Source organism: Nocardioides sp. (assembly GCF_964228225.1).
In the GTDB taxonomy this organism is placed as follows: domain Bacteria; phylum Actinomycetota; class Actinomycetes; order Propionibacteriales; family Nocardioidaceae; genus Nocardioides.
Genome location: NZ_CAXQZB010000056.1, coordinates 19,502 through 40,787, shown reverse-complemented (window position 1 = coordinate 40,787; position 21,286 = coordinate 19,502). Strand labels below are relative to the sequence as shown.

Annotated in this window: 24 protein-coding genes; 13 read left to right on the top strand and 11 right to left on the bottom strand. The window is 74.0% G+C overall.

The genetic code is table 11. The features are described from left to right. The coding region (locus tag ACERUJ_RS14440; protein ID WP_370249366.1) for a ParA family protein at positions 1-247 on the top strand (247 nt) is incomplete at its 5' end. Further along, a complete protein-coding gene (locus ACERUJ_RS14435) occupies positions 244-1,278 on the top strand; it encodes a ParB/RepB/Spo0J family partition protein (RefSeq protein ID WP_370249365.1) in 1,035 nt (344 codons plus the stop codon). The genes ACERUJ_RS14440 and ACERUJ_RS14435, both read left to right, overlap by 4 nt. Positions 1,279-1,361: 83 nt before the next feature. Here ACERUJ_RS14435 and ACERUJ_RS14430 read toward each other — a convergent pair whose 3' ends face one another. Continuing rightward, entirely contained in the window at positions 1,362-2,129 is a 768-nt protein-coding gene (locus ACERUJ_RS14430; RefSeq protein ID WP_300401593.1) for a 1-acyl-sn-glycerol-3-phosphate acyltransferase, read from the bottom strand. An 86-nt stretch (positions 2,130-2,215) separates the two neighbouring features. Further along, positions 2,216-3,541: a PLP-dependent aminotransferase family protein gene (locus ACERUJ_RS14425; RefSeq protein WP_370249364.1), complete on the bottom strand. Its 1,326-nt coding sequence runs from the start codon at positions 3,539-3,541 to the stop codon at positions 2,216-2,218. Between the two features lie 112 nt (positions 3,542-3,653). Between ACERUJ_RS14425 and ACERUJ_RS14420 the strand changes: the two genes are divergently transcribed. Next, on the top strand, positions 3,654-4,319 hold the full coding sequence (locus tag ACERUJ_RS14420; protein WP_370037589.1) for a GNAT family N-acetyltransferase: 666 nt from the start codon (positions 3,654-3,656) through the stop codon (positions 4,317-4,319). A gap of 108 nt (positions 4,320-4,427) precedes the next feature. On the opposite strand, the gene trxA is transcribed toward ACERUJ_RS14420, so the two are convergent. From trxA to ACERUJ_RS14400, 4 genes are all read right to left on the bottom strand, one after another. Beyond that, positions 4,428-4,754: a thioredoxin gene (gene trxA, locus ACERUJ_RS14415; protein WP_292605097.1), complete on the bottom strand. Its 327-nt coding sequence runs from the start codon at positions 4,752-4,754 to the stop codon at positions 4,428-4,430. A 105-nt stretch (positions 4,755-4,859) separates the two neighbouring features. After that, positions 4,860-5,846 carry a thioredoxin-disulfide reductase gene (trxB, locus tag ACERUJ_RS14410; RefSeq protein ID WP_370249363.1) on the bottom strand — a complete coding sequence of 329 codons (987 nt, stop codon included), beginning with the start codon at positions 5,844-5,846 and terminating at the stop codon, positions 4,860-4,862. 16 nt (positions 5,847-5,862) lie between these two features. Next, on the bottom strand, positions 5,863-6,255 hold the full coding sequence (locus ACERUJ_RS14405) for a low molecular weight phosphatase family protein (RefSeq protein ID WP_370249362.1): 393 nt from the start codon (positions 6,253-6,255) through the stop codon (positions 5,863-5,865). 48 nt (positions 6,256-6,303) lie between these two features. Then, a complete protein-coding gene (locus tag ACERUJ_RS14400; RefSeq protein ID WP_370249361.1) occupies positions 6,304-7,017 on the bottom strand; it encodes an aquaporin in 714 nt (237 codons plus the stop codon). A 45-nt stretch (positions 7,018-7,062) separates the two neighbouring features. On the opposite strand from ACERUJ_RS14400, the gene ACERUJ_RS14395 reads away from it, so the two are divergent. Then, positions 7,063-7,740 carry a helix-turn-helix domain-containing protein gene (locus ACERUJ_RS14395; protein ID WP_370249360.1) on the top strand — a complete coding sequence of 226 codons (678 nt, stop codon included), beginning with the start codon at positions 7,063-7,065 and terminating at the stop codon, positions 7,738-7,740. 5 nt (positions 7,741-7,745) lie between these two features. Here ACERUJ_RS14395 and ACERUJ_RS14390 read toward each other — a convergent pair whose 3' ends face one another. Next, entirely contained in the window at positions 7,746-9,104 is a 1,359-nt protein-coding gene (locus ACERUJ_RS14390) for an NAD(P)-binding domain-containing protein (protein WP_370249359.1), read from the bottom strand. A gap of 158 nt (positions 9,105-9,262) precedes the next feature. Here ACERUJ_RS14390 and ACERUJ_RS14385 point away from each other — a divergent pair, with 158 nt between their 5' ends. Both ACERUJ_RS14385 and zwf read left to right on the top strand, forming a co-directional pair. Further along, the gene (locus tag ACERUJ_RS14385; RefSeq protein WP_370249358.1) at positions 9,263-9,577 is read left to right on the top strand and encodes an ArsR/SmtB family transcription factor; all 315 of its coding nucleotides are present in this window, start codon (positions 9,263-9,265) and stop codon (positions 9,575-9,577) included. A gap of 64 nt (positions 9,578-9,641) precedes the next feature. Beyond that, complete coding sequence (zwf, locus tag ACERUJ_RS14380) at positions 9,642-11,093, top strand: glucose-6-phosphate dehydrogenase (protein ID WP_370249357.1); 1,452 nt, start codon at positions 9,642-9,644, stop codon at positions 11,091-11,093. A 182-nt stretch (positions 11,094-11,275) separates the two neighbouring features. Here the strand turns inward: zwf and ACERUJ_RS14375 are convergent, their stop codons facing one another. Further along, positions 11,276-12,043: a hypothetical protein gene (locus tag ACERUJ_RS14375; protein WP_370249356.1), complete on the bottom strand. Its 768-nt coding sequence runs from the start codon at positions 12,041-12,043 to the stop codon at positions 11,276-11,278. Positions 12,044-12,138: 95 nt separating this feature from the next. On the opposite strand from ACERUJ_RS14375, the gene ACERUJ_RS14370 reads away from it, so the two are divergent. Together ACERUJ_RS14370 and ACERUJ_RS14365 are read left to right on the top strand one after the other, a co-directional pair. Continuing rightward, entirely contained in the window at positions 12,139-12,879 is a 741-nt protein-coding gene (locus tag ACERUJ_RS14370; RefSeq protein ID WP_370249354.1) for a response regulator transcription factor, read from the top strand. 3 nt (positions 12,880-12,882) lie between these two features. After that, on the top strand, positions 12,883-14,196 hold the full coding sequence (locus ACERUJ_RS14365; protein ID WP_370249353.1) for a sensor histidine kinase: 1,314 nt from the start codon (positions 12,883-12,885) through the stop codon (positions 14,194-14,196). 88 nt (positions 14,197-14,284) lie between these two features. On the opposite strand, the gene ACERUJ_RS14360 is transcribed toward ACERUJ_RS14365, so the two are convergent. Then, a complete protein-coding gene (locus ACERUJ_RS14360) occupies positions 14,285-14,920 on the bottom strand; it encodes a hypothetical protein (protein WP_370249352.1) in 636 nt (211 codons plus the stop codon). Positions 14,921-15,050: 130 nt separating this feature from the next. On the opposite strand from ACERUJ_RS14360, the gene ACERUJ_RS14355 reads away from it, so the two are divergent. Genes ACERUJ_RS14355 through ACERUJ_RS14335 form a run of 5 tightly spaced genes read left to right on the top strand, consistent with a single transcriptional unit; the run spans position 15,051 to position 18,757 of the window. Beyond that, positions 15,051-15,590: a hypothetical protein gene (locus tag ACERUJ_RS14355; RefSeq protein WP_370249351.1), complete on the top strand. Its 540-nt coding sequence runs from the start codon at positions 15,051-15,053 to the stop codon at positions 15,588-15,590. After that, positions 15,587-16,627, top strand: a complete 1,041-nt coding sequence (locus ACERUJ_RS14350) for an FAD:protein FMN transferase (protein WP_370249350.1) — start codon at positions 15,587-15,589, stop codon at positions 16,625-16,627. Before ACERUJ_RS14355 ends, ACERUJ_RS14350 begins: the two co-directional genes overlap by 4 nt. Beyond that, positions 16,624-17,262, top strand: coding sequence for a ferric reductase (locus tag ACERUJ_RS14345; RefSeq protein WP_370249349.1), 639 nt, complete (start codon positions 16,624-16,626; stop codon positions 17,260-17,262). Before ACERUJ_RS14350 ends, ACERUJ_RS14345 begins: the two co-directional genes overlap by 4 nt. Continuing rightward, on the top strand, positions 17,259-18,545 hold the full coding sequence (locus tag ACERUJ_RS14340) for an NADH-ubiquinone oxidoreductase-F iron-sulfur binding region domain-containing protein (protein ID WP_370249348.1): 1,287 nt from the start codon (positions 17,259-17,261) through the stop codon (positions 18,543-18,545). Before ACERUJ_RS14345 ends, ACERUJ_RS14340 begins: the two co-directional genes overlap by 4 nt. Then, entirely contained in the window at positions 18,542-18,757 is a 216-nt protein-coding gene (locus tag ACERUJ_RS14335) for a ferredoxin (protein ID WP_370249347.1), read from the top strand. Before ACERUJ_RS14340 ends, ACERUJ_RS14335 begins: the two co-directional genes overlap by 4 nt. Positions 18,758-18,817: 60 nt before the next feature. Here the strand turns inward: ACERUJ_RS14335 and ACERUJ_RS14330 are convergent, their stop codons facing one another. Both ACERUJ_RS14330 and ACERUJ_RS14325 read right to left on the bottom strand, forming a co-directional pair. Then, the gene (locus tag ACERUJ_RS14330) at positions 18,818-19,819 is read right to left on the bottom strand and encodes a cytochrome d ubiquinol oxidase subunit II (RefSeq protein ID WP_370249345.1); all 1,002 of its coding nucleotides are present in this window, start codon (positions 19,817-19,819) and stop codon (positions 18,818-18,820) included. Beyond that, positions 19,816-21,255, bottom strand: a complete 1,440-nt coding sequence (locus tag ACERUJ_RS14325; protein WP_372715311.1) for a cytochrome ubiquinol oxidase subunit I — start codon at positions 21,253-21,255, stop codon at positions 19,816-19,818. The genes ACERUJ_RS14330 and ACERUJ_RS14325 overlap by 4 nt, the downstream gene beginning before the upstream one ends. Positions 21,256-21,286: the final 31 nt, after the last annotated feature.

The window sequence follows — 21,286 nt, the reverse complement described above, 5'->3', positions numbered from 1 at the left end:
GCTCGCCGTGTCCACGATCCTCCTCACGATGTACGACGCGCGCACCCGCTTGGCCGCCGGCGTCGCCGAGGAGGTCCGTGAGCACTTCGGGGACCAGGTGCTGCGCACGGCCATCCCGCGCTCGGTGCGGGTCTCCGAGGCACCGTCGTACGCCCAGACCGTGATGACCTATGACCCGGGCTCCCCCGGCGCCCTGTCGTACCTGGAAGCCGCCCGCGAGATCGCCAGCCGAGGAGTCAGCCTGTGACCGCCCGTCCTGCCCCTCGGCGCGGCCTCGGCCGTGGTCTGGGCTCCCTGATCCCCACTGCTCCCGTCGAGGCCGAGGGGTCAGGGTCCCTCGCGCCGTCCGGAGCGTCGGACGGCGGGGTGCCGGACGGTGGTGAGCCGCAGGGGCAGGAGTCGTCGCAGCCCGCTGCCGCCCCCTCGGCCAGGACGGCCGACGGCGCCGAGCTCGCCCCGGTCGACGGCGCGTGGTTCGCCGAGGTGCCCATCGACCAGATCGTCCCGAACGCCGTGCAGCCGCGCCACGTCTTCGACGAGGAGGCGATGGCCGAGCTCGTGCACTCGATCCGCGAGGTGGGGCTGCTCCAGCCCGTCGTCGTACGCCGGACGGGTCCTGAGTCCTACGAGCTGGTGATGGGCGAGCGTCGCTGGCGTGCGTCCCAGCAGGCCGGCCTGACCGAGATCCCCGCGATCGTCCGGCAGACCGAGGACACCGACATGCTCCGGGACGCGCTCCTGGAGAACCTCCATCGCTCGCAGCTGAACCCGCTGGAGGAGGCGTCGGCCTACGCGCAGCTGCTCGAGGACTTCGGGTGCACCCACGAGGAGCTCGCCCAGCGCATCGGTCGCTCGCGGCCGCAGATCTCCAACACGCTGCGCCTGCTGCGGCTGAGCCCGGCCGTGCAGCGTCGGGTCGCCGCCGGAGTGCTGTCGGCGGGCCACGCACGCTCGTTGCTGGGTGTCGAGGACGCCGACCTGCAGGACCGGTTGGCCGCGCGTGTGGTCGCCGAGGGCATCAGCGTGCGCGGGTTGGAGGAGATCGTCGCGGTGGGGGACCACGGTGACGGCGCTGCGCCGCGCGTGACGCGTCGCAAGCCGACCGCCCCCGGGCTCGGTGAGATCGCCGAGCGCCTCTCGGACCGGCTGGAGACCCGCGTGAAGGTCGACCTGGGCAAGAGCAAGGGCAAGATCACCGTCGAGTTCGCCTCGCTGGAGGACCTGCGACGCATCATCGACGTGATCGACCCCCGCAACCGCAACGACCGGCCCATCTGAGCCCCAGCGATCTCGATCAATCGATCTGGCGATAAGTCGACAAATAGATCAGTCGCCGTATCGACCGGCGGCGACAGTGAGGATCAGGCGTCGCCCTGACGGGCCCGCCGGGCCTCGGCCCGGCGGCGCTTCTCCTCGGCGTCGAGGCGTTCGGCCTCCTCGGGCGTCGGTGCGCTCCCGCCGAACCGGGCGGGGGTCCACCAGGAGCCGGGCGGCTGCTCCTGCGCCGGGTAGGCCGCGATGGTCTCCTCCAGCATCCGGTCCATCCGACCGCGCAGGTCCGCGGTCTCGGCGACCGGGTCGGTGCCGGTGGGGTGCAGGGGCTCGCCCACGCGGATGGCGATCGTCTTGCCGCGGGAGAAGTCCTTGGGGTGGTCCTTGGTCATCAGCCGCTGGGTCCCCCACAGGATCACGGGGACCAGGGGGACACCGGCCTCGGCGGCGATGCGCACCGCGCCGGTCTTGAACTCCTTGAGCTCCATCGAGCGGGAGATGGTGGCCTCGGGGAAGATCCCGACGGCCTCACCACGGCGCAGGTAGTCCACCGCGGTGTGGAAGGAGGCGAGCCCCTCACCCCGGTCGACCTCGATGTGGTGCATCGAGCGCATCACCGGACCGGTGACGGGATGGTCGAAGATCTCGCGCTTGGCCATGAACCGCACCTTGCGTCCCGACGGGTTCGCCGCCAGACCGCCGTAGATGAAGTCCATGTAGCCGACGTGGTTGACCGCCAGCAGCACCCCGCCCCGGCGCGGGACGTGCTCGGTGCCGGTGAGGTCGAAGCGCTGGCCGAGCAGCCGGAAGCCGACCTTGCAGGTGGCGATGATCGGGGGATAGGTGAGGTCGAGCACCGGGCGATGCTCTCACGCACGCCGGGTTCGGCCCGGTGGTGACCGGTCGACGGCCGACGACGCCCGGACGAGCAGGCGGTGGGGCCTCAGTTGACGTCGGTGCCGGGCGCGTCGTACCCGGGAGGCAGCCCGCGGTCGGAGTCGTCCTGGCCGAGGCTGGCGCCGAAGGTCGCCCGAAGCTCGATCTCGTCCTCCAGGACACCGGCCAGGCGGCGTACGCCCTCGCGGATGCGCTCGGCGGTGGGGTAGCAGAACGACAGGCGCATGGCGCCGGAGCCGTAGCCGTCGGCGAAGAAGGCCGTGCCGGGGACGTAGGCGACCCGGGCGGTCACGGCGCGGGGCAGCATCGCCTTGGCGTCGATGCCGGGGGGCAGGGTCAGCCAGACGTAGAAGCCGCCGTCGGGGACGTTCCAGCTGCACCCGGCCGGCATCAGGTCGTCGAGCGCCCCCACCATCGCGTCGCGGCGCTCGCGGTACATCTCGCGGAACTGCTTGATCTGGCCCTGCCAGTCGTGGTTGGCGAGGTAGGCCGAGACCGCCATCTGGGAGAACTGCGGCGGGCACAGCGTCGCCGACTCCTGGGCGAGCACGAGCTTCTCGCGCACCGGGTGAGGGGCGAGGGCCCAGCCGACCCGGAAGCCGGGGGCGAAGGTCTTGGAGAAGGACCCGAGGTCGATGACGTTGTCGGCCTCGTCCGCGCGCATGGCGCGCAACGGCTCCCGGTCGAAGCCGAGCAGGCCGTAGGGGTTGTCCTCCAGGACCAGCACGCCCTCGCGGCGGCAGATCTCCAGCACCCGCTGGCGCCGCTCGGCGGACATGGTCACGCCCGCGGGGTTGTGGAAGTTGGGGATCGTGTAGAGGAACTTGATGGTGCGTCCCGCGCGCTTGACGGCGGCGATCGCCTGCTCCAGCGCCTCCGGCACCAGCCCGTGCGCGTCCATCTCGGCGTGCACGACCTCGGCCTGGTAGGCCCGGAAGACACCCAGCGCACCGACGTACGACGGGGCCTCGCAGATCACGACGTCGCCGGGGTCGCAGAAGATCCGCGTGACGAGGTCCACCGCCTGCTGGGAGCCCACGGTGACCACGACGTCGTCGGGGTGGGCCTCGATGCCCTCCAGACGCATCACGTCGGTGATCTGCTCGCGCAACTCCGGCACGCCCTGGCCCGAGCCGTACTGCATCGCCACGGGGCCCTGCTCGAGGACCAGCTGGTTGATCGCACCGCCGACCACGTCGAGCGGCAGACCGCTGATGTTGGGCATGCCGCCGGCCAGCGAGACCACCTCGGGACGCGACGCCACGGCGAACAGCGCTCGGATCTCCGAGGCCGTCATCCCTGCGGTGCGGGCTGCGTACCGGTCGACGAAGGAGTCGAGGCTGGTGTGCGTGCGCGCGGGCGTGCTGTCCATGATCCCCCTAGCATGAACGATGAGGACGCCGGACGCACGCGCGGGCCGCGACGTGGGCGGGTCGAGGGTCGATGCCGCTCCCGGCCCGCGTGCTGCGGGGAGGAGGGACGCCGTGGCCCGACGGGTGCACCCGTTGACCCTGGACCTCCTCGAGCGCCTCGAGGAGCAGGGCTGTCCCGCCCGCCAGTGCCTCACCTGGGCGCTCGACCCGGTGCACCGGGCCCGGGCCGGCAAGGAGCCCGACGAGCGGGCTGCGGCCAAGGACGCCTGGGTCTCCGAGCTGCTGCGGGAGTGGGGCTCGTGCGGACGCGTGCTCGTCGTCGACCAGGTCCCGCTGGCCGTCGTCGTCTACGCGCCGCCCGCCCTGGCACCGGGCGCGGGCGCGGTGCCGACGGCGCCGGCCTCGCCGGACGCGGTGCTGGTCACCGACATCTGGGTGCACCCGCGCCACCGCGGGCGCGGGCTGGGACGGGTGCTCGTGCAGGCGACCGCCCGGGACCTGGTGACGCGGGGCGGCCTGCGCGCCGTGGAGGCCTTCGCGGCCGGCGGGCCGGGCGCACCTGGGTGCACCGCCCCCTTGGACTTCTGGCTGCGCACGGGCTTCCGCACCCAGCGGGCGCACCCGGTGGTGCCGCGGGTGCGGATGGACCTGCGCAGCACGGTCAGCTGGGTCGACGAGGTGGAGGCGGCCCTGGAGCGGCTCGTCGGCGTCGTACGCCCCGCGCCGGTCCCGGAAGCAGCAGTCCCCGCCGTCCGCAGGGACGACGGGGACCGGTGACGTGCTGTTGCCATCAGCGACCGGGTCTCGACACGCGGGTCGCGACTTCGTTCCTCAGTCGCGCCGCTCGCTCGACCACCGATCGAGGAGTCCGCTGGCGCGTCCTCCTCAGGCCGTGAAGTCGCTCAGCTCGTTGAGCAGCGTGGCCTTCGGGCGGGCGCCGACGATCGACTTCACGACCTCGCCGCCCTGGTAGACGTTGATGGTCGGGATGCCGGTGACCCGGTAGGAGGCCGGGGTGACGGGGTTCTCGTCGACGTTCATCTTCAAGAACGTGACCTTGTCACCGTGCGTGGCGGCGATCTCCTCCAGGATCGGGGCGACCTGGCGGCACGGACCGCACCACTCGGCCCAGAAGTCCACGAGGACCGGCTTGTCGGACTTGAGCACCTGCGCCTCGAACTCGGCGTCGGTGACCGCGGAGATGTTGCCCACGACAGGGCTCCTTTTCTGCAGGGGATCGATGGTCTCGCTTGGTTGAACACGGGCGTGGTGGGGGATGTTCCCGCCCCGCCCGGGGTACGACGCCGGGCCGTCCGCTCAGGCGCCGACCTCGGCCTGGGCGCGGTCGTGCGCCTCGGCGGGGCTGCTCGCCACGTGGTCGAGCTCGGCGAGGTAGCGCTCGGCGTCCAGGGCCGAGGCGCAGCCGGTGCCGGCTGCGGTGATGGCCTGGCGGTAGTGGTGGTCCACCAGGTCGCCGCAGGCGAAGACGCCGGGGACGTTGGTGGCCGTCGAGGGGTGGTTGACCAGCACGTAGCCGTCGTCGTCGAGGTCGACCTGGCCGGCCAGCAGCTCCGAGCGGGGGTCGTGACCGATGGCGATGAACAGGCCGGTGGCCTCGAGCTCGGAGCGCTCGCCGGTGACGGTGTCCTCGAGGACGACCTTCTCCAGGCGGTCCTCGCCGACGATCTCGGCGACCTTGGAGTTCCACACGATCTCGAGCTTGGGGTCGGCGAAGGCGCGCTCCTGCATGATCTTGGAGGCGCGCAGCTCGTCGCGGCGCACGATCATGGACACCTTGGAGCCGAACCGGGTCAGGAAGGTGGCCTCCTCGACGGCGGAGTCGCCGCCGCCGACGACGGCGATGTGCTGGTCGCGGAAGAAGAAGCCGTCGCAGGTGGCGCACCAGGAGACGCCGCGGCCGGAGAGGGCGTCCTCGTTGGGCAGGTCGAGCTTGCGGTAGCCGGAGCCGGTCGCGAGGATCACCGAGCGGGCGCGGAACTCACCGCTGGCGGTGCGCACGACCTTGACCTCGCCGGTCAGCTCGACCTCGACGACGTCGTCGGCCACCAGCTCGGCGCCGAAGCGCTCGGCCTGTGCGCGCATCTCGTCCATCAGGGCCGGGCCCATGATGCCGTCGCGGAAGCCGGGGAAGTTCTCGACCTCGGTGGTGTTCATCAGCGCACCGCCGGCGGTCACCGAGCCCTCGAAGACGAGGGGCGAGAGCTGCGCCCGGGCGGCGTAGACGGCCGCGGTGTAGCCGGACGGCCCGGAGCCGATGATGATGATGTCGCGAATCTCGGACATGGGCGTCTCCTCGATCTCAGATGCGGGCGAGCAGGTCGGTGACGCGGACGTCGATCGCGTCGCGGAGCTCACGGACCCCGGCGACGCCCCACCCCTCGGGGTTCGGCAGCTCCCAGGTCTCGTAGACGACGCCGTCGACCCGCGGGATGTCCAGACCGGGCTTCATGGCGATGACGACGTCCGAGGCGGCGACGAGGTCCTCGGTGATCAGGGTCGGCACGTGCGTGGAGTCGTCGACCCCGATCTCGGCGAGCACGGCGATCGTCTCCGCACTGGCGGTCGGGGCCGGCGCCACCCCGGCGGAGGCGACCGCGAACCGCTCGCCTCCGTGATGGCGCGCCAGGGCGGCGCCGAGCGCCGATCGACCGGCGTTGTGGGTGCAGACGAAGAGCAGCCGGGTGGCGGTCATCGGTCGTCCTCTCTCGGTGAGGCGGTCGGATGTTCAGGTTCGCGGTGCTCAGCGGCCGTGGGGGACGACGACGTCGTCGGCGCGCTCGCCGGCGTCGGGATACAGCACCAGCGTGAGCACGAGGCCGAGGCCCAGCCCGACGACCTGCATGGCGATGAACGGCGCCACCGAGGACGGCGCGATGCCGGCGAAGGTGTCGGAGAAGATCCGGCCGACGGTGACCGCGGGATTCGCGAACGACGTGCTCGAGGTGAACCAGTACGCCGCGCCGATGTAGGCGCCGACCGCAGGGGCGGCGAGTGCGCCGCGCTGGCTGCGGACGAGCGCGAAGATGAGGCCGACCAGTCCCGCAGTGGCGACGACCTCGGCCACGAGATGTCCGCCGGTGGCCCGCTCGGTGTCGGAGATGCTCGTGCCGGTCTCGAACATGACGTTCGCGAGCACTGCTCCGCCGATCGCGCCGGCGACCTGGGCGACGGCGTAGGCGCCGACGTCGGCGAGCGTGAGACCGGCTCCCGTGCGGCGTCCGAGGAACCAGTCGGCCAGCGAGACGACGGGATTGAAGTGCGCTCCGGAGATCGGGCCGAACCACAAGATGAGCACGGTGAGACCGAGGACCGTGGCGGTGGAGTTCTCGAGCAGCTGCAGCCCGACATCGTCGGAGAGCTGCTGGGCGGCGATGCCCGAGCCGACCACGACGGCGACGAGCAGGGCGGTGCCGAGGAACTCGGCCAGGAGGCGGCGGGGCAGCGGTGCGGTCACGGGAGGATCTTGACGCGCCAAAGTCGCTCAGTCAAACTTGAGTCAATGAACATTGAGCAAACCTCGGACCTGGAGCGGCGGGCCGCCGTCCACGCCGCCCTCGGGGACGCGATGCGTCTGCGGATCATCGACACCCTCCGCCTCGGCGACGCCTCTCCCTCCGAGCTGTCGGCCGCCCTGGGCGCGCCGTCGAACCTGCTGGCCTTCCACCTCAGGGCCCTGGAGGCGGCGGGCCTCATCACGCGCCACCGCTCCGAGGGCGACGGGCGACGGACCTACCTGCGCCTGGTCGCCGACGCCCTCGACGACCTCGGGCCGCGCCCCCTGCTGCCGCCGGAGCGGGTGGTGTTCGTGTGCACCGCCAACTCGGCGCGGTCCCACCTGGCAGCCGCCATCTGGCGCGAGGCGAGCCCCATCCCCGGCCTCTCCGCCGGAACCCGTCCGGCCCCCCACATCGACCCCGGCGCCGTCGACGCAGCCGCTCGCCACGGCCTCGACCTCCCCGAGGTGCGCCCCCAGCACGTGGACGGCGTCATCGGCGACGGCGACCTCGTCGTGACCGTGTGCGATCTGGCGCACGAGGAGCTTGGGCCCACGCCCCGACTGCACTGGTCGATCCCCGATCCGGTGCGAGCGGGCAGCGCAGCGGCCTTCGATCACGCCTACGCCGAGCTCACCGCCCGCGTCAGAGACCTCGCCGGGCGCTACATGACGGCATCCTGACCACCTCAGCCTCGTGGCGCCCGCCCGAGGGGCACGAACTCCGGCGAGGGCGTCGGCGCACAGCATCCGCCGCCCGCGCCGCCCTCGGCGCCCGCGGGTTCGTCGTACAGCCCCGATCCGCCGCACACCCCCGTGTCGGGAAGGTCCAGCGCGACAGGCTCCGCGCCAGCGAGATCGCCGGCGAGCAGTGCCGCCACCGATCGGACCTGCTCGTAGCCGGCCATCGCCAAGAAGGTGGGGGCGCGCCCGTACGACTTCATCCCCACCAGGTAGAGGCCCGGCTCGCCCGGGTGGGCGAGAGCGCGAGCGCCGGTCGCCTGGACCGACCCGCAGGAGTGGACGTTCGGGTCGATCTCGACCGCGATGGCTCGCGGCGCCTCGAGCGCCGGGTCGAGGTCGAGTCGCAGCTCCGAGAGGAAGGACAGGTCGGGACGGAAGCCGGTCAGGACCACGACGGTGTCGGCGGGAGGGAGACGGCGTCCATCCTCGGACCACAGGACCACCCGGTCGTTCGCAGAGCCCGCCACCCGCTCCAGGCGCTCGACCCGGAAGCCCGTCACGATCTCGACCCTGCCCTCCTCGACGGCTCGGCGGGCACGGATGCCCAGCGCCCCACGGCGCGGCAGTTGGTCGGACGCACCGCCGCCGAAGGTGGTGGTCGTGCCGCCCCGCCGCAGGGCCCAGGTGATCCGGGTCCCGGGATGCTCCCGAGCGATGCGGTCGAGCTCGATGACCGCGTTCAGGGACGAGTCGCCCGCACCCACGACGACGGTGTGCCGGCCGGCGAAACGCTCCGGCACGCCGGCGTCGGGCACGGCGCAGGAGACGAGGTCGGCGTTGGCCCGCTCGCCCAGCGCCGGTAGGCCGTCCGCCCCCGCGGGGTTGGGCGTGCGCCAGGTGCCGGACGCATCGATCACCGCACGGGCCTCGACGCGGACCTCGGTGCCGACCCCGTCCGTGACGTGCACGGTGAAGGGCTGCTCACCGCGGGCTGCGTCGACCAGGCGGTCGCGACCCCGGCGCGAGACGCCCGTGACGCGGGCGTCGAACCAGACCCGCTCACCGAGGACCTCGGCCAGCGGGCCGAGATACCGCTCGACCCACTGCGCGCCGGTGGGATATCCGCTCGCCGGCGCTTCCCACCCCCTCGCCTCCAAAAGCCGCCGGGCCGCCTGGTCGACCAGCTCGGGCCACGCCGAGAAGAGCCGGAGGTGGCCCCACTCCGACACCGCCGCGCCGGGGCCGGACCCGGCCTCCAGCACCAGCGGTTCCAGACCACGCTCGACCAGGTGCGCCGCCGCCGCAAGCCCCTGCGGGCCGGCGCCGATCACCACCACGGGGAGCGCCTCGCCATCCACCATCATCACACCTTCCTATCCACGTTCATCGATGAATTGATCCTGGCCATCTGATCGACAGATGTCAATGGATCGGGCATGCTGGTGCCGTGAGCACCGCGACATCGAGACGAGGGCCGACCACAGCGTCCGACGGTGTCGACCTGGCGGCATGCTGCTCGCCGGTGATCGGGGGCGTGGTCGACGAGGACACCGCACGCGCGCTCGCGCGGATGTTCAAGGCACTCGCCGACCCGGCCCGGGTGCGACTGCTCTCCCTGATCGCCTCGGCCGAGGGGGGCGAGGCGTGCATCTGCGACCTCACGGCGCCGGTGGGCCTCAGCCAACCGACGGTCTCGCACCACATGCGCCTGCTGGTCGAAGCCGGCCTCGCGACCCGGGAGCAACGCGGACGCATGGCCTTCTACCGCGTCGTCCCCGACGCCCTCGCAGCCCTGGCCGGCGCACTCGCCCCCGCTGTCCCTCACGCCGAGGGATAACTTGGGGCACCGCTCCCGGCCGACGGCACGCACCCCGCTTGGCCAGGGCGGGCAGGCTGGGGGCGTGACCCCCGAACTTCCTCCGCACGTCCTCGTGCTCTTCGGCGCCAGCGGCGACCTCGCGGCGCGCAAGCTCTTCCCCGGTCTCTACCGACTGCGCCTGGCCGGCCGCCTGCCCGAGCACTTCCAGGTGATCGGCAGCGGACGCCACTCCCCCGGCACCGACGACGAGTTCCGCGACCGCGTGCGCGCGGCGCTGGAGAAGTTCGTCGGGGACCTCGACGAGGACGTCACCGCCGACCTGCTGGCCCGCATCCGCTTCGTCACCTCCTCGGCCGACGACGGGTCCGACCTGCGCAAGGCCGTCGAGGACGCCGAGGACAACCTGCTGGCGGACGCCGGCTGCCAGCTGGGCGACGTCCGACGCCTGCTGTACCTCTCGGTGCCGCCGGGCGCGGTGGAGGGCATGGTCGGGATGCTCGACCGCGAGCACCTCGTCACCCGCTCGCGGCTCGTGGCCGAGAAGCCGTTCGGCACCGACCTCGCCACCGCCCGCGCGCTGCAGGACGTGCTCTCGGGCGTGTTCGAGGAGCAGCAGGTGTTCCGCATCGACCACTTCCTGGGCAAGGAGGCCGCGCAGAACATCCTCGCGCTGCGCTTCGCCAACGGCCTGTTCGAGCCCGCGTGGAACCGCCACTCGATCGAGTCGGTGCAGATCGACGTGCCCGAGAAGCTCACGGTCGAAGGCCGCGGCAGCTTCTACGAGGGCACCGGCTGCCTGCGCGACATGGTCACCACCCACCTGTTCCAGCTGCTCGGCTTCGTGGCGCTCGAGGACCCCCACGCCTTCCGCGAGTCAGCCATCCGCGCCGCCAAGGGCGCCACCTTCGCCGCCCTGCGCCCCCTCGACCCCCGCCGGGTGGTGTTCGGGCAGTACGAGGGCTACCGCGACGAGAAGGACGTCGACCCCGACTCCGAGGTCGAGACCTTCGTGGCCATCGAGGCCTGGGTCGACAACGACCGCTGGCGCGGCGTGCCGTTCCACCTGCGCACCGGCAAGGCCATGGCCGAGGGCACCCGCACCATCACCGTGCGCTTCCACGACCCCCGCCACCGCTGGCTGGAGCCCGAGAACGGCGGCAAGCTCGAGCCCAACGAGCTGGTTATCGAGCTCTCCGACCAGCCCCGCGTGGCCATCGACGTGCGCGCCAAGCGTCCCGGGCCCGACATGGCGCTCGTCGAGGGTGTCTTCCGCCTCGATCTCTCCTGCGACGTGCCCGACGCCGACCCGCTCGAGGCCTACGAGCGGCTCCTGCTCGACGTCATGCGCGGCGACCGCACCCTGTTCATCTCCGCCGACGAGGTCGACCGACTCTGGCAGGTCTGCCAGCCCGTGCTCGACCACCGCCCCCCGACGCTCCCGTACCCCGTGGGCTCCTACGGCCCCGACGAGGCGCTCGAGCTGCCCGCCGGTGGCTGGCGGTTGGGCAACCACGCGCCCGACCGCGGCTGCTGATCGGCGGCTGATCGGCGCGTTCGGGCGTCGTCCACAGTCGGCCCGGCGGGGGCAGATTCACCGGCCGGCCGAGATTTCTGCCGCTACTGGGACGACGAAACTGGCACGTGGACGACGGAACTCCGTCGTCCAGGTGCCAGATTCACCGGCCGGCCGGTGAATCTGCCACCGGGCGCCGCACGTCAGTCGTCGGCCTCGACCTGGTAGACGGGGGTGCCGCCGACGCAGCGGGCGCGCACGCGGGTGTCCTGCACGGTGTCCTCGCCGCGGCCCTCGAACTCGACCTCGACCCGCTGCGGGCCGCGGTCCTTGACCTCGACGGTGTAGCCGTCGGCGGAGGCGGACGCGCCGGAGAGCTCGATGACCGGGCCGGTGCAGCGGGTGGTGACGACGCCGGGCGCACCGGTCCAGGTGCGCGAGCGGGTGGGGGTGGCCGGCGGCGGCGCCGGGGTCGACGTCCCGGAGCCGCTGGAGCCCGAGCCGCTAGAGCCCGAGCCGCTCGACCCGGATCCTGAACCCCCGCCCCCTGCGGGCCGTGGCGGCGCGTCGTCCGAGCCGCCAGCGGTGGTGCCCGGGCGGCCTGTTCCCGATTCGCGTCCGGCACCGGAGCCTGCGCTCGCGCCCGCCCCCGTCGTGGACGACGCCCGCGAGCCCGCCGCGCTCGCCTCACCGCGCGCCCCCGTGGACGACGGCCCGCCGCTCGCCCGACCCGACGGGCGCGCCGACGGAGAGGCGCCGGGACTGGTGCTGACGGTGGCGGCGGGGCCGACCGAGCCGTCGGCCGGGCTGCCGGGAGCGGCGGGCAACGCGCTCGAGCGGTGGGTGAAGCTGTCGCCGGCGGCGGAGATGACCGTCCAGACCAGGGTCGAGCAGACGGCGACGACGACGAACCAGACGCCGACGGCGGCGGCCGTGCCGGACAGCTGTCGGGGCCGCGTGAACCTGCTCATCGTCGCCTCCTTCCGTGGGTCGTCGCGGCGCACCCGCGGGCGCGCCGGGCGCGGTCCTCGCTCGTGCTCAGGGCCGCGGCACTAGCCTGCCACCTGTGCCGAGCATCCTGGTGGTCGAGGACGACGACGCCATCCGCGCCGCGGTCCAGCGCGGGCTGCGCGAGCGCGAGCACGCCGTGGCCACCGCCGCCACGGGCCTGGCGGGGCTGGAGCAGGTCATCCGCGACCGCCCCGACGTGGTGCTGCTCGACCTCGGCCTGCCCGACATCGACGGGCTGACGCTCCTGTCGATGATCCGCACCGCCAGCGACGTGCCGATCATCGTCATCACCGCGCAGGACGACGACCCCACGATGGTGCGCGCGCTCGACAGCGGCGCCGACGACTACGTGGTCAAGCCCTTCGGCACCGATCAGGTCGCGGCCCGCATCCGCGCGGTGCTGCGGCGCGGTCGCGGCGGGGCTGCCGCCGCCGCTCCGGCGCTGCGCGTGGGCGGCCTGGTGATCGACGAGCGCAGCCGCACCGTCACCCTGGACGGCGCGGGCGTCGACCTCGCGCGCAAGGAGTTCGACCTGCTGCACCTGCTCGTCTCCCGCGCAGGCGAAGTGGTCACCAAGCGCGAGGCGCTGGCCGAGGTGTGGCAGCAGGCCTACGGCGGCTCGGAGCGCACCGTCGACGTCCACCTCTCGTGGCTGCGCCGCAAGCTCGGCGAGTCGGCCGCGGCTCCGCGCTACCTGCACAGCGTGCGCGGCGTCGGCATCCGCCTCGTCGACCCGACGGGCACGGACCCGTCCGACAGCGCCGACAGCGCCGACAACGCCGACACCGGGGACTGAGCCGTGCGCTCGCGCATCAACCGTCTCGTGCTGGCTGCCACGTCGACCATCGTCGTGTCGTTCGTCGTGCCGCTGTGCCTGCTGGTGCGCACCCTGGCCGAGGACCGCGCGATGGCAGCCGCCGACCAGGAGGCCCGCAACGTGGCCATCATCGTGGCCGGCCTCGACTCCCCCCGCCAGCTCACCGACATCATCGGCGTGCTGGACGACGGGGTGTCGCCGAGCACGTCGGTGCTCACCGCCGACGGTCGCCAGATCGGCCCCGGCCCCGCGATGAGCGGTGACCCCGACGTCGCGAGGGCGCTGCGGGGCGAGGCGTTCCGGGAGATCAGCGGCGGCCGCGGGCGGGTGCTCCTGCCCGTGGTGGTCGACGGCGGCACCGCCGTCGTTCGGGCGACGGTCGATCACGACGCGCTGCAGGAGGGCGTGCGTCGCGCCTGGGCCGGCATCATCGGTCTCGGCCTGGTGCTGCTGCTCGCCGCCGCCCTGGCCGCCCGCGGGCTGGGGCGCCGCATCAGCGAGCCGCTGCGCGACGTCGCCACCACCGCCCACCAGCTGCGCGAGGGCGACCTCGCGGCGAGGGCGGAGGTGCGGGGCACCGAGGAGACCCGCGAGCTGGCCCGCGCCCTCAACGGCCTGGCCGAGCGCACCACCGAGCTGCTCGCCACCGAACGCGCCGCCGTGGGCGACCTCTCCCACCGCCTGCGCACCCCGGTCACCGCGCTGCGCCTCGACGCCGAGGCCGTTTCCGACCCCGCGCTCGCCGGTCGCCTGCAGGAGCACATCGGGGTGCTGCAGCGCACCGTCGACTCGATCGTGGCCGAGGCACGTCGTCCGGTGCGGCGCGACCTCAGCGCTCGCTGCGACGCCGCCGAGGTGGTGGCCGAGCGGGTGAACTTCTGGAGCGTGCTGGCCGAGGACCAGGGCCGCGCGCTGCGCGTCGTCCTCGCCGAGGGGCCGCTCACCGTGGGGGTCTCGGCCGAGGACCTGCGCGACGTGGTCGACGTGATCGTCGACAACGTCTTCGCCCACACCGAGCAGGGTGTCGGCTTCGAGGTGTCGCTCGGCCTCGAGGCCGCGCAGCCCGACGGCCACGACCACCCCACCCCCGTGGACGACGGGGAGCTGGTCGTGCTGCGGGTGGCCGACGCCGGCCCGGGCTTCGCCGGTGCCCCCGCGCGGCGCCCCGGCACGAGCGGGCTCGGCCTCGACCTGGCCGCGCGGGTGGCCGGCGGGGTCGGCGGCTCGCTGGTGCGCGGGCGCTCGCAGGCCGGCGGGGCGCTGGTGGAGCTGCGCCTGCCGCACCTGCCCGACTGAACCAGCAGGACCGGCGGAACCAGCGGGACCGGCGGGATTAGCGGGATCGGCGGAGCCAGCGGGACCGGCGTGGAGGTCCGGCACCGACTCAGTCGTCGTCGCCGTGGTCCTCGTGGTCCTCGCCGTGGTCCTCGCCGTCCTCGTGCTCCTGCTCGTCGTCGCCGCGGTCGTCACCCCGGTCGTCGTCGCGGTCCTCACCCCGGTCGTCGTCGCGGTCGTCGTCGTGGGCTCGCGGGCCGCGGGTCTGGTCGTCGCGACCACCCTGCGAGCCGCGACCACCGCGGTCGTCGCCGGCCGCGTCGCCACGGCCTCCGCGAGCCGCGTCGTCCTGGCCACGACCGCGACCGCCGCCGCGAGCGACCCGGTCGTCGGAGGCGGGCGCCGGTGCGGCCTGGGCCGGTGCGGCGGGAGGAACCACCACGGTGCGCACCTGCTCGGTGACGCACACCCCCTTCTCCAGCTTCGCCGGCGCCTCGCAGGGAGCGAGCTTCACCACCGGGGTGGGGGTCGGCTCGGCGGTCGGGCTCGGGGTGGCCGACGGCGACGTGGCCGCGGCGAGGTCGGGCGTGGGGGTCGGCTCGGCCGCGGGCCCGGCCACGCCGCGGTACACCACGACGGCTCCGGCGGTGCCGACGGCGAGCGAGGCGATGAGCGTGGTCAGGGCGGCGCTCACGGCGCCGCGCTGCGTGAGGCGGCGTGCGGGAGTGGTCCTCGTCTTCGTCATGGCCTCACCATCGGCCGGTCAGCGTCAGGTCCGCGTCGCCTGCGCCTCAAATCCAGGTCAAGTTCAACCTTGACGTGGATTTGATCCTCGGGTGAGACAGATTTGGCGCGCGCGTGCCGACCATTCACTCGTGACCTATTCCGCTCGCAGCCGCGACCGCTACCGCTGGGCCGTCACCGGCCTCTCCGGCGTGCTGGCCGCCGGCGCCCTCCTCGGCACCGGGGCGATCACCGGCCAGGCCGCGCGCCTCAAGCACGAGGACGACGCCGCCGCACGCGCCGACCGCGCCCGCGAGCTCGCGGCCTACGAGGCCAAGAAGGCCGCCTACGAGGCGGCGCTCGCGGAGGCCGAGCGCGCCGCCACACCGCCGCCCGTGGTGTGGAAGAAGCGTCCGCACCGCACCCGCGTGACCACCCGCTACGTGGTCGGCGCGGGCGGAGGCTCGAGCAGCCAGGCCGGCCAGGCCGGTCCGGGCCGCTCCAGCGTGAGCGCCGGCAGCGGCCGCGGCGCGCGCGGACAGTCGACGGCGAGCACCTCCGGCGGCGGGAGCAACAACGCGGGCGCCGGCACGAGCAGCGGCGGGGGCACACGCGGCGGTGGCGGCACCTCCACCCCCGCCCCTCCCCCGCCCCCGCCGCCGCCCCCGCCCCCGGCGTCGAGCGGCTCGTGAACTCGCTCACCCGTCCGGCCGACGCTCCCGAGCGGGCCTCGGCCTCCGGTCAGCGCCACGTGGCCCGGTGGACGGCGCTGGGGTGCGGCGTCCACGTGGAGACCCGCTCTGGCGCCGATCTCGCTCTCGCGCGGCGGCTGGTCGAGGAGGTGCTCACCGACGTCGACGAGGTCGCCAGCCGCTTCCGCGACGACTCCGACCTCGCCGTCGTCAACCGCCATCCCGGCCGCTGGGTGGAGGTCGACCCGCTGCTGGTCGCCGCCGTGCGCGTCGCGCTCGACGCCGCGGCCGCCACCGGCGGACTCGTGCATCCGCTGCTCGGTCGTCCGCTCGTGCAGCTGGGCTACGACCGCACCTTCAGCCTGCTCCCGACCCCCACCGCCGCGAGCCTCCTCGGCGCTGACACCGACGCCCTCGGCCCCGCCGGCACACCGGTGCCGCTGGAGGCCTGGCGCGAGATCGAGGTCGACGACGCCGCACTGCGCATCCCCGCGGGCACCGCGCTCGATCTCGGCGCCACGGCGAAGGCATGGTGCACCGACCTCGCCGTCACCGCGCTGGGCGCGCATGGCATCGACGAGGCCGTGGTGTCGGTGGGCGGCGACCTGCGCACGCTCGGCGACACGCCCTGGGAGGTCGCGGTGCTCGAACTTCCGGACGACGCACCCGAGCGTCGCGTCGAGGTCACCGGTGCGCTGGCCACCTCGAGCACGCGGGTGCGGCGCTGGCAGCGGGGAGCGGGCGTCGTCCACCACCTGCTGGACCCGCGCACCGGGGCGCCGGCGAGCGGCGCGTGGCGCACGGTGACGGCGGCCGCCCCCACCTGCGTGGCAGCCAACACCGCCACCACGGCCGCGATCGTGCTGGGCGCCGATGCCGCCGCCTGGCTGGCGAGCAAGCCCCACGTGAGTGCCGCGCTGCTCGTCGCAGCCGACGGCACCGAGCAACCGATCGGCGCCTGGCCGACGCCCGAGCCGACGCCCGAGCCGATGACCGGGCCGATGACCGAGCCGATCACCAGCGAGGAGCGACGATGAGCGAGACCCCCCTGCTGTGGTTCCTCAACCGCAGCACCGGCATCACCCTGACCGTGGTGCTGAGCCTGTCCATCGCCCTCGGCGTGCTCACCCTGCGCGGGCGCGCGGCGGGCGACGGCGGCGCCCGGGTGCCGCGCTTCGTCACGCAGTCGCTGCACCGCAACCTCGCGCTCGGGGGCCTGGCGCTGCTGCTCGCCCACGTGGTCACCGCGGTGGCCGACGAGTACGTCGACATCCGCTGGTGGCACGCCGTGGTGCCGTGGGGCGGCACCTACGAGCCGGTGTGGCTGGCCCTCGGCACCCTCGGGTTCGACCTGATGATCGCAGTGGCGCTCACCACCGCCGTGCGCGGGCGACTGCGCCACAGCGCCTGGCGGGTGGTGCACCTGACGTCGTGGGCGGCGTGGCTGGCGGGCGTCGTCCACGGGGTGATGATCGGCACCGACCTGCGCGACCCCGCGTCGTGGACGACGTGGGCGCTGGCCCCGATCGTGCTCAGCATCGCCCTCGTGGCGATCGCGTTCGTCTACCGCGTGGTGGCGCGACCGACGCCCTCCACACCCACCGCCCCGATCACGGCGCTCGCGACTCCCCCGCTGGGCGCGGTTCCGGCGGGCCCGGGGTCGCGCCGGTGACCGCGCCCGCGAGCGAGCGCGACATCCTCGCGCACGCCGGAGCAAGCCCGATCTCGATCGAGCACCACCCGCGCATCGAGCCGGGCCCGGCGCTGCTGCGCCACACCACGCACGCGCACGACCTCCGGGCGCACCGGCTGCGCCACGGCGAGCCGCCCGAGCTCGACCTGGCCTCGCTGCACGCGATGGCGGGCGCCGCGGCGGTGCAGGGCCGCGGGGGTGCCGGTTTCCCCTTCGCCCGCAAGCTGCGCACGGCGGCCGAGCACGCCCGCCGGGGCCGCAGGCCGATCGTCGTCGTCAACGCCAGCGAGGGCGAGCCTGCGTCGGCGAAGGACGCCGCGCTGGCCGAGGTCGCTCCCCACCTGGTGCTCGACGGAGCCGCGGTCGCGGCCCGGGCCCTGGGGGCGCGCGAGGTCCACGTGGTGCTGCCGGGCGACCGGCCGCGGGCGAGCGGACTGCTGGCCACCGCCGTCGGTGAGCGCACCGACGCGCGGCTCACCTGGCGCGTGCATGACGCACCGGCGCGCTTCGTGGCGGGCCAGGCGCGCGCCGTCCTCGAGCTGATGGCGGGGCGCCCCGGGCTGCCCGTCACGGCCTGGGCCCCGGAGGCGGTGAGCGGCCACCGCGGCCGGCCCACGCTGCTCTCGAACGCCGAGACCTGGGCGCACATCGGCCTGCTGGCCCTGGAGGGGATCCGGCCCACGCTCGAGCGCGGCACCCGCGACGAGCCCGGCACCACCCTGCTCACCCTGCACGCGGCCGGGACGCCGGTCACCGTCGTGGAGGTCGAGCACGGGACGCCGCTCGCACCTCTCCTGCCGGCCCTGGCGTGGGACGCACCGGTGCTCATCGGCGGCTTCCACGGCACGTGGACGACGTCCGCCGCCCTCGCGGGAGCGCACCTCTCGCGCGCCGAGCTGCGCGAGCGCGGCGTCGGCCTGGGCGCCGGCGTGATCATCGCCCCCGGCCCCGACGCCTGCCCGCTCGGGCTCACCGCCGCGATCGTCGAGCACCTCGCCGCCGAGAGCGCGGGGCGGTGCGGGCCCTGCGTCAACGGGCTGCCGGCGCTCGCGCGGGCGGTGCGGGGCGTCGTCCACGGGGTGGTGGGGGCGCGCGAGGAGGCCGCCCGCCTGAGCGGACTCGTGACCGGGCGGGGCGCGTGCGCGCACCCCGACGGCACCGCGCGGCTCGTGGCCTCGGCGCTCACCGCGCTCGCCGGGGAGGTCGCGGCGCACGCCGACGGCGGGTGCGGCGCGGGAGCGGCGCAGGAGGTGGCCTCGTGAGCGGCTCCGGCGGCGACGCTGCCCGGCTCCGCGTCGACTGGCCCGCCTGCAAGGCCCACGGGCTCTGCCACGAGCTGCTGCCCGACCTCGTGCGCCTCGACGAGTGGGGCTACCCGATCGTGCTCGCGGACGGCGGTGTGACCCCCGCGCAGATCGCCGACGCCCGCGCCGCCGTCCGCGCCTGCCCGCGCCGGGCGCTGCACCTCACCTGACGCCGTCTCGGCGCACCATCCCTGCCACGACGGCGCATCATCCCTGCCTTCTCGGCGGGGTCAGTGGCGCGACCAGGCCTCGGTCTGGGTGAGGCGGAAGAGGTAGACGAGCGGGGGCAGGACGACGACCACCGCGAGGCCGACGGCGACGAGCAGGCCCTGCAGGGTGGCGGTGGCACCGGCGGCGTCGGCGATGGTGACCTGGTCGACGAGGAGCCACGGGTACTGGCCCACCCCCCAGCCGGAGACGACGGCGGCGACGGCGGCGACGGCGCTCAGGCGGGCGACGGCGTAGCGGCGCCGCCAGAGCAGCACCATGGTGGCCACACCGCCGATGCCGGCCAGCACGACGAGCGGGGCGGCGCGGCCCTCGAGGCCGGCGGCCAGCGTCGGGGCGTCGTTCTGGATCGGCACGAGGGCGGCGAACACCAGCGCTCCGGTGGCCGCCCCCACCGCGAGCGCACGACGGCGCAGGGAGTCGGCGAGGCGCGGGTGGCCGCCGCGCTCGGCATCGGCGACGAGGAAGGTGCCGGCGAGGAAGGCACAGGTGCCCACGGCGATGAGACCGCCGAAGAGCGAGGTGGGGTTGATCCACGCACCCCAGCGATCGCCGGTGCCCTCGAGGGGCACGCGGCCCGACGCGATGGCGCCGGCGATCGTGCCGAAGAAGAACGGCGTGATGATGGAGGAGGTCGCGAAGACCACCCCGAAGAAGCGCGCTTGGCCGAGGGTGGCGGAGTACTTGCGGAAGGCGAAGCTCGCCCCGCGCAGCACGATGCCGAGCAGCGCGAACAGCAGGGGCAGCACGAGGGTCGACATCGCGGCGGCGAAGGACTCGGGGAAGCCGGTCCACCACACCACCAGCACGTAGATCAGCCACACGTGGTTGGCCTCCCACACGGGCCCGATGCTGTGGTCGACCAGGGTGCGCAGCTCGGCACCACGGCGGCTGCCTCCGGCTAAGAGGTCGTAGAACCCCGAGCCGAAGTCGGCGCCGCCGAGCACGGCGTAGGCGATCACACCGACGAAGAGGGCGGCGGCCACGGCGACGGCGAGCGTCATCGGGCGGGCACCTCCTCGCGGTCGTCGGCGTCGCGCTCGGGCGCGTACGGGCTCGGCAGGTCGGTCTCGCCGGCGCGCCAGCGGCGGGCCATCGAGCGCAGCACCACGACCGCGCCGATGGTCATCGCCGTGTAGACCACGGAGGAGGCTCCCAGCAGCCACCACAGGCCCGAGGAGTAGTCGCCCACGGCGTCGGTGGTGCGCAGCACCCCCTGCACGATCCACGGCTGCCGGCCCACCTCGGTGGCCACCCAGCCCGCCTCGAGCGCGATCACCGACAGCGGCCCGGCCAGCGCCACCGAACGAAGGAACCACCGCTTCTCGAGCAGGTCGATCCCCCGGCGGCGCAGCACCCAGAACCCGGCCACCCCGGCGGCCAGCAGCGTGCCGATCCCGACCATGGTCTGGAAGGCCAGGTGCGTGGTGTTGACCGGCGGCTGCTCGTCGGCCGGGATCTGGTCCAGGCTCGGCACGGGGTCGGTCAGCGAGTTCATGGCGATCAGCGAGCCGAGGCCGGGGATGTCGATGTTGCCCTTCACCTCGCCGTCCACGAGCACGCCGCCGAGACGCAGCGGCGACGGGCTCTCCTGGGTCTCGGCGAGCTCGAAGGCCGCGAGCTTGGCGGGCTGGCGCTCGTCGAGCCCGAGGCCCAGCACGTGCCCGGCGAACGGCTGGGTGAGGGCGGCGACGGAGGCGAAGACGAACGGCACCATGAAGCCGAGGCGGTGGTGGGCGTCGCGTCGTCCGCGCAGCATGCCGACGGCGTAGACGCCGGCCACCGTGAAGCCGGCGATCATGTAGGCGCCGAGCCACATGTGGGCGAACTGCACGAACGCGTGGGCGTTGAACAGCACCGACCACGGCTGGACGTCGGTGACCTCGCCGCCGACGATGCGGAAGCCGGTGGGGTCGTTCATCCACGAGTTCACCGCGATCACGCAGTAGGCGCCGACGATGCCGGTGAGCGCCATCGGCAGCACCATCATCACGTGCTGCTTGGCAGGCATGCGGCCCCAGCCGTAGAGGTAGATGCCGAGGAAGATGGCCTCGAGGAAGAACGCGAGACCCTCGAAGGCGAAGGGCAGGCCGAGGACGTCGCCGAAGGGCCCCATCAGCCCGGGCCACAGCACGCCCATCTCGAAGCTGAGCACGGTGCCCGAGACGGCACCGATGGCGAACAGGACGGCGGAGACCTTCGCCCAGCGCTGCGCGAGACCGAGCGCGACCGGGTCGTCACGGCGGATGCCGCGCAGGTGCATCACGAAGATCATCGCGGGCAGGGCCACGCCGAAGCAGGCGATGATGATGTGCCATCCCAGCGAGAGGGCCATCTGCTGTCGAGCCGGGAGGAGCCCTGCGGGCTCGGTTGCGGCGGCCGCTCGAGCGGTCGTCTCACCGGCTGTCTGGACCAGGGAGGTGAGGACGTCGATGCTCATCACGTCCTCGACGCTACGCCTGCGCAGAGCC

What these genes read in the sequence shown, in the direction of transcription:
- ACERUJ_RS14425 (WP_370249364.1), bottom strand. Translation starts at nt 3,541, where the DNA reads ATGGACAGCACGCCCGCGCGCACGCACACCAGCCTCGACTCCTTCGTC.
- trxB (WP_370249363.1), bottom strand. Translation starts at nt 5,846, where the DNA reads ATGTCCGAGATTCGCGACATCATCATCATCGGCTCCGGGCCGTCCGGC.
- ACERUJ_RS14405 (WP_370249362.1), bottom strand. Translation starts at nt 6,255, where the DNA reads ATGACCGCCACCCGGCTGCTCTTCGTCTGCACCCACAACGCCGGTCGA.
- ACERUJ_RS14395 (WP_370249360.1), top strand. Translation starts at nt 7,063, where the DNA reads ATGAACATTGAGCAAACCTCGGACCTGGAGCGGCGGGCCGCCGTCCAC.
- ACERUJ_RS14390 (WP_370249359.1), bottom strand. Translation starts at nt 9,104, where the DNA reads ATGATGGTGGATGGCGAGGCGCTCCCCGTGGTGGTGATCGGCGCCGGC.
- ACERUJ_RS14375 (WP_370249356.1), bottom strand. Translation starts at nt 12,043, where the DNA reads ATGAGCAGGTTCACGCGGCCCCGACAGCTGTCCGGCACGGCCGCCGCC.
- ACERUJ_RS14360 (WP_370249352.1), bottom strand. Translation starts at nt 14,920, where the DNA reads ATGACGAAGACGAGGACCACTCCCGCACGCCGCCTCACGCAGCGCGGC.
- ACERUJ_RS14345 (WP_370249349.1), top strand. Translation starts at nt 16,624, where the DNA reads ATGAGCGAGACCCCCCTGCTGTGGTTCCTCAACCGCAGCACCGGCATC.
- ACERUJ_RS14330 (WP_370249345.1), bottom strand. Translation starts at nt 19,819, where the DNA reads ATGACGCTCGCCGTCGCCGTGGCCGCCGCCCTCTTCGTCGGTGTGATC.
- ACERUJ_RS14325 (WP_372715311.1), bottom strand. Translation starts at nt 21,255, where the DNA reads ATGAGCATCGACGTCCTCACCTCCCTGGTCCAGACAGCCGGTGAGACG.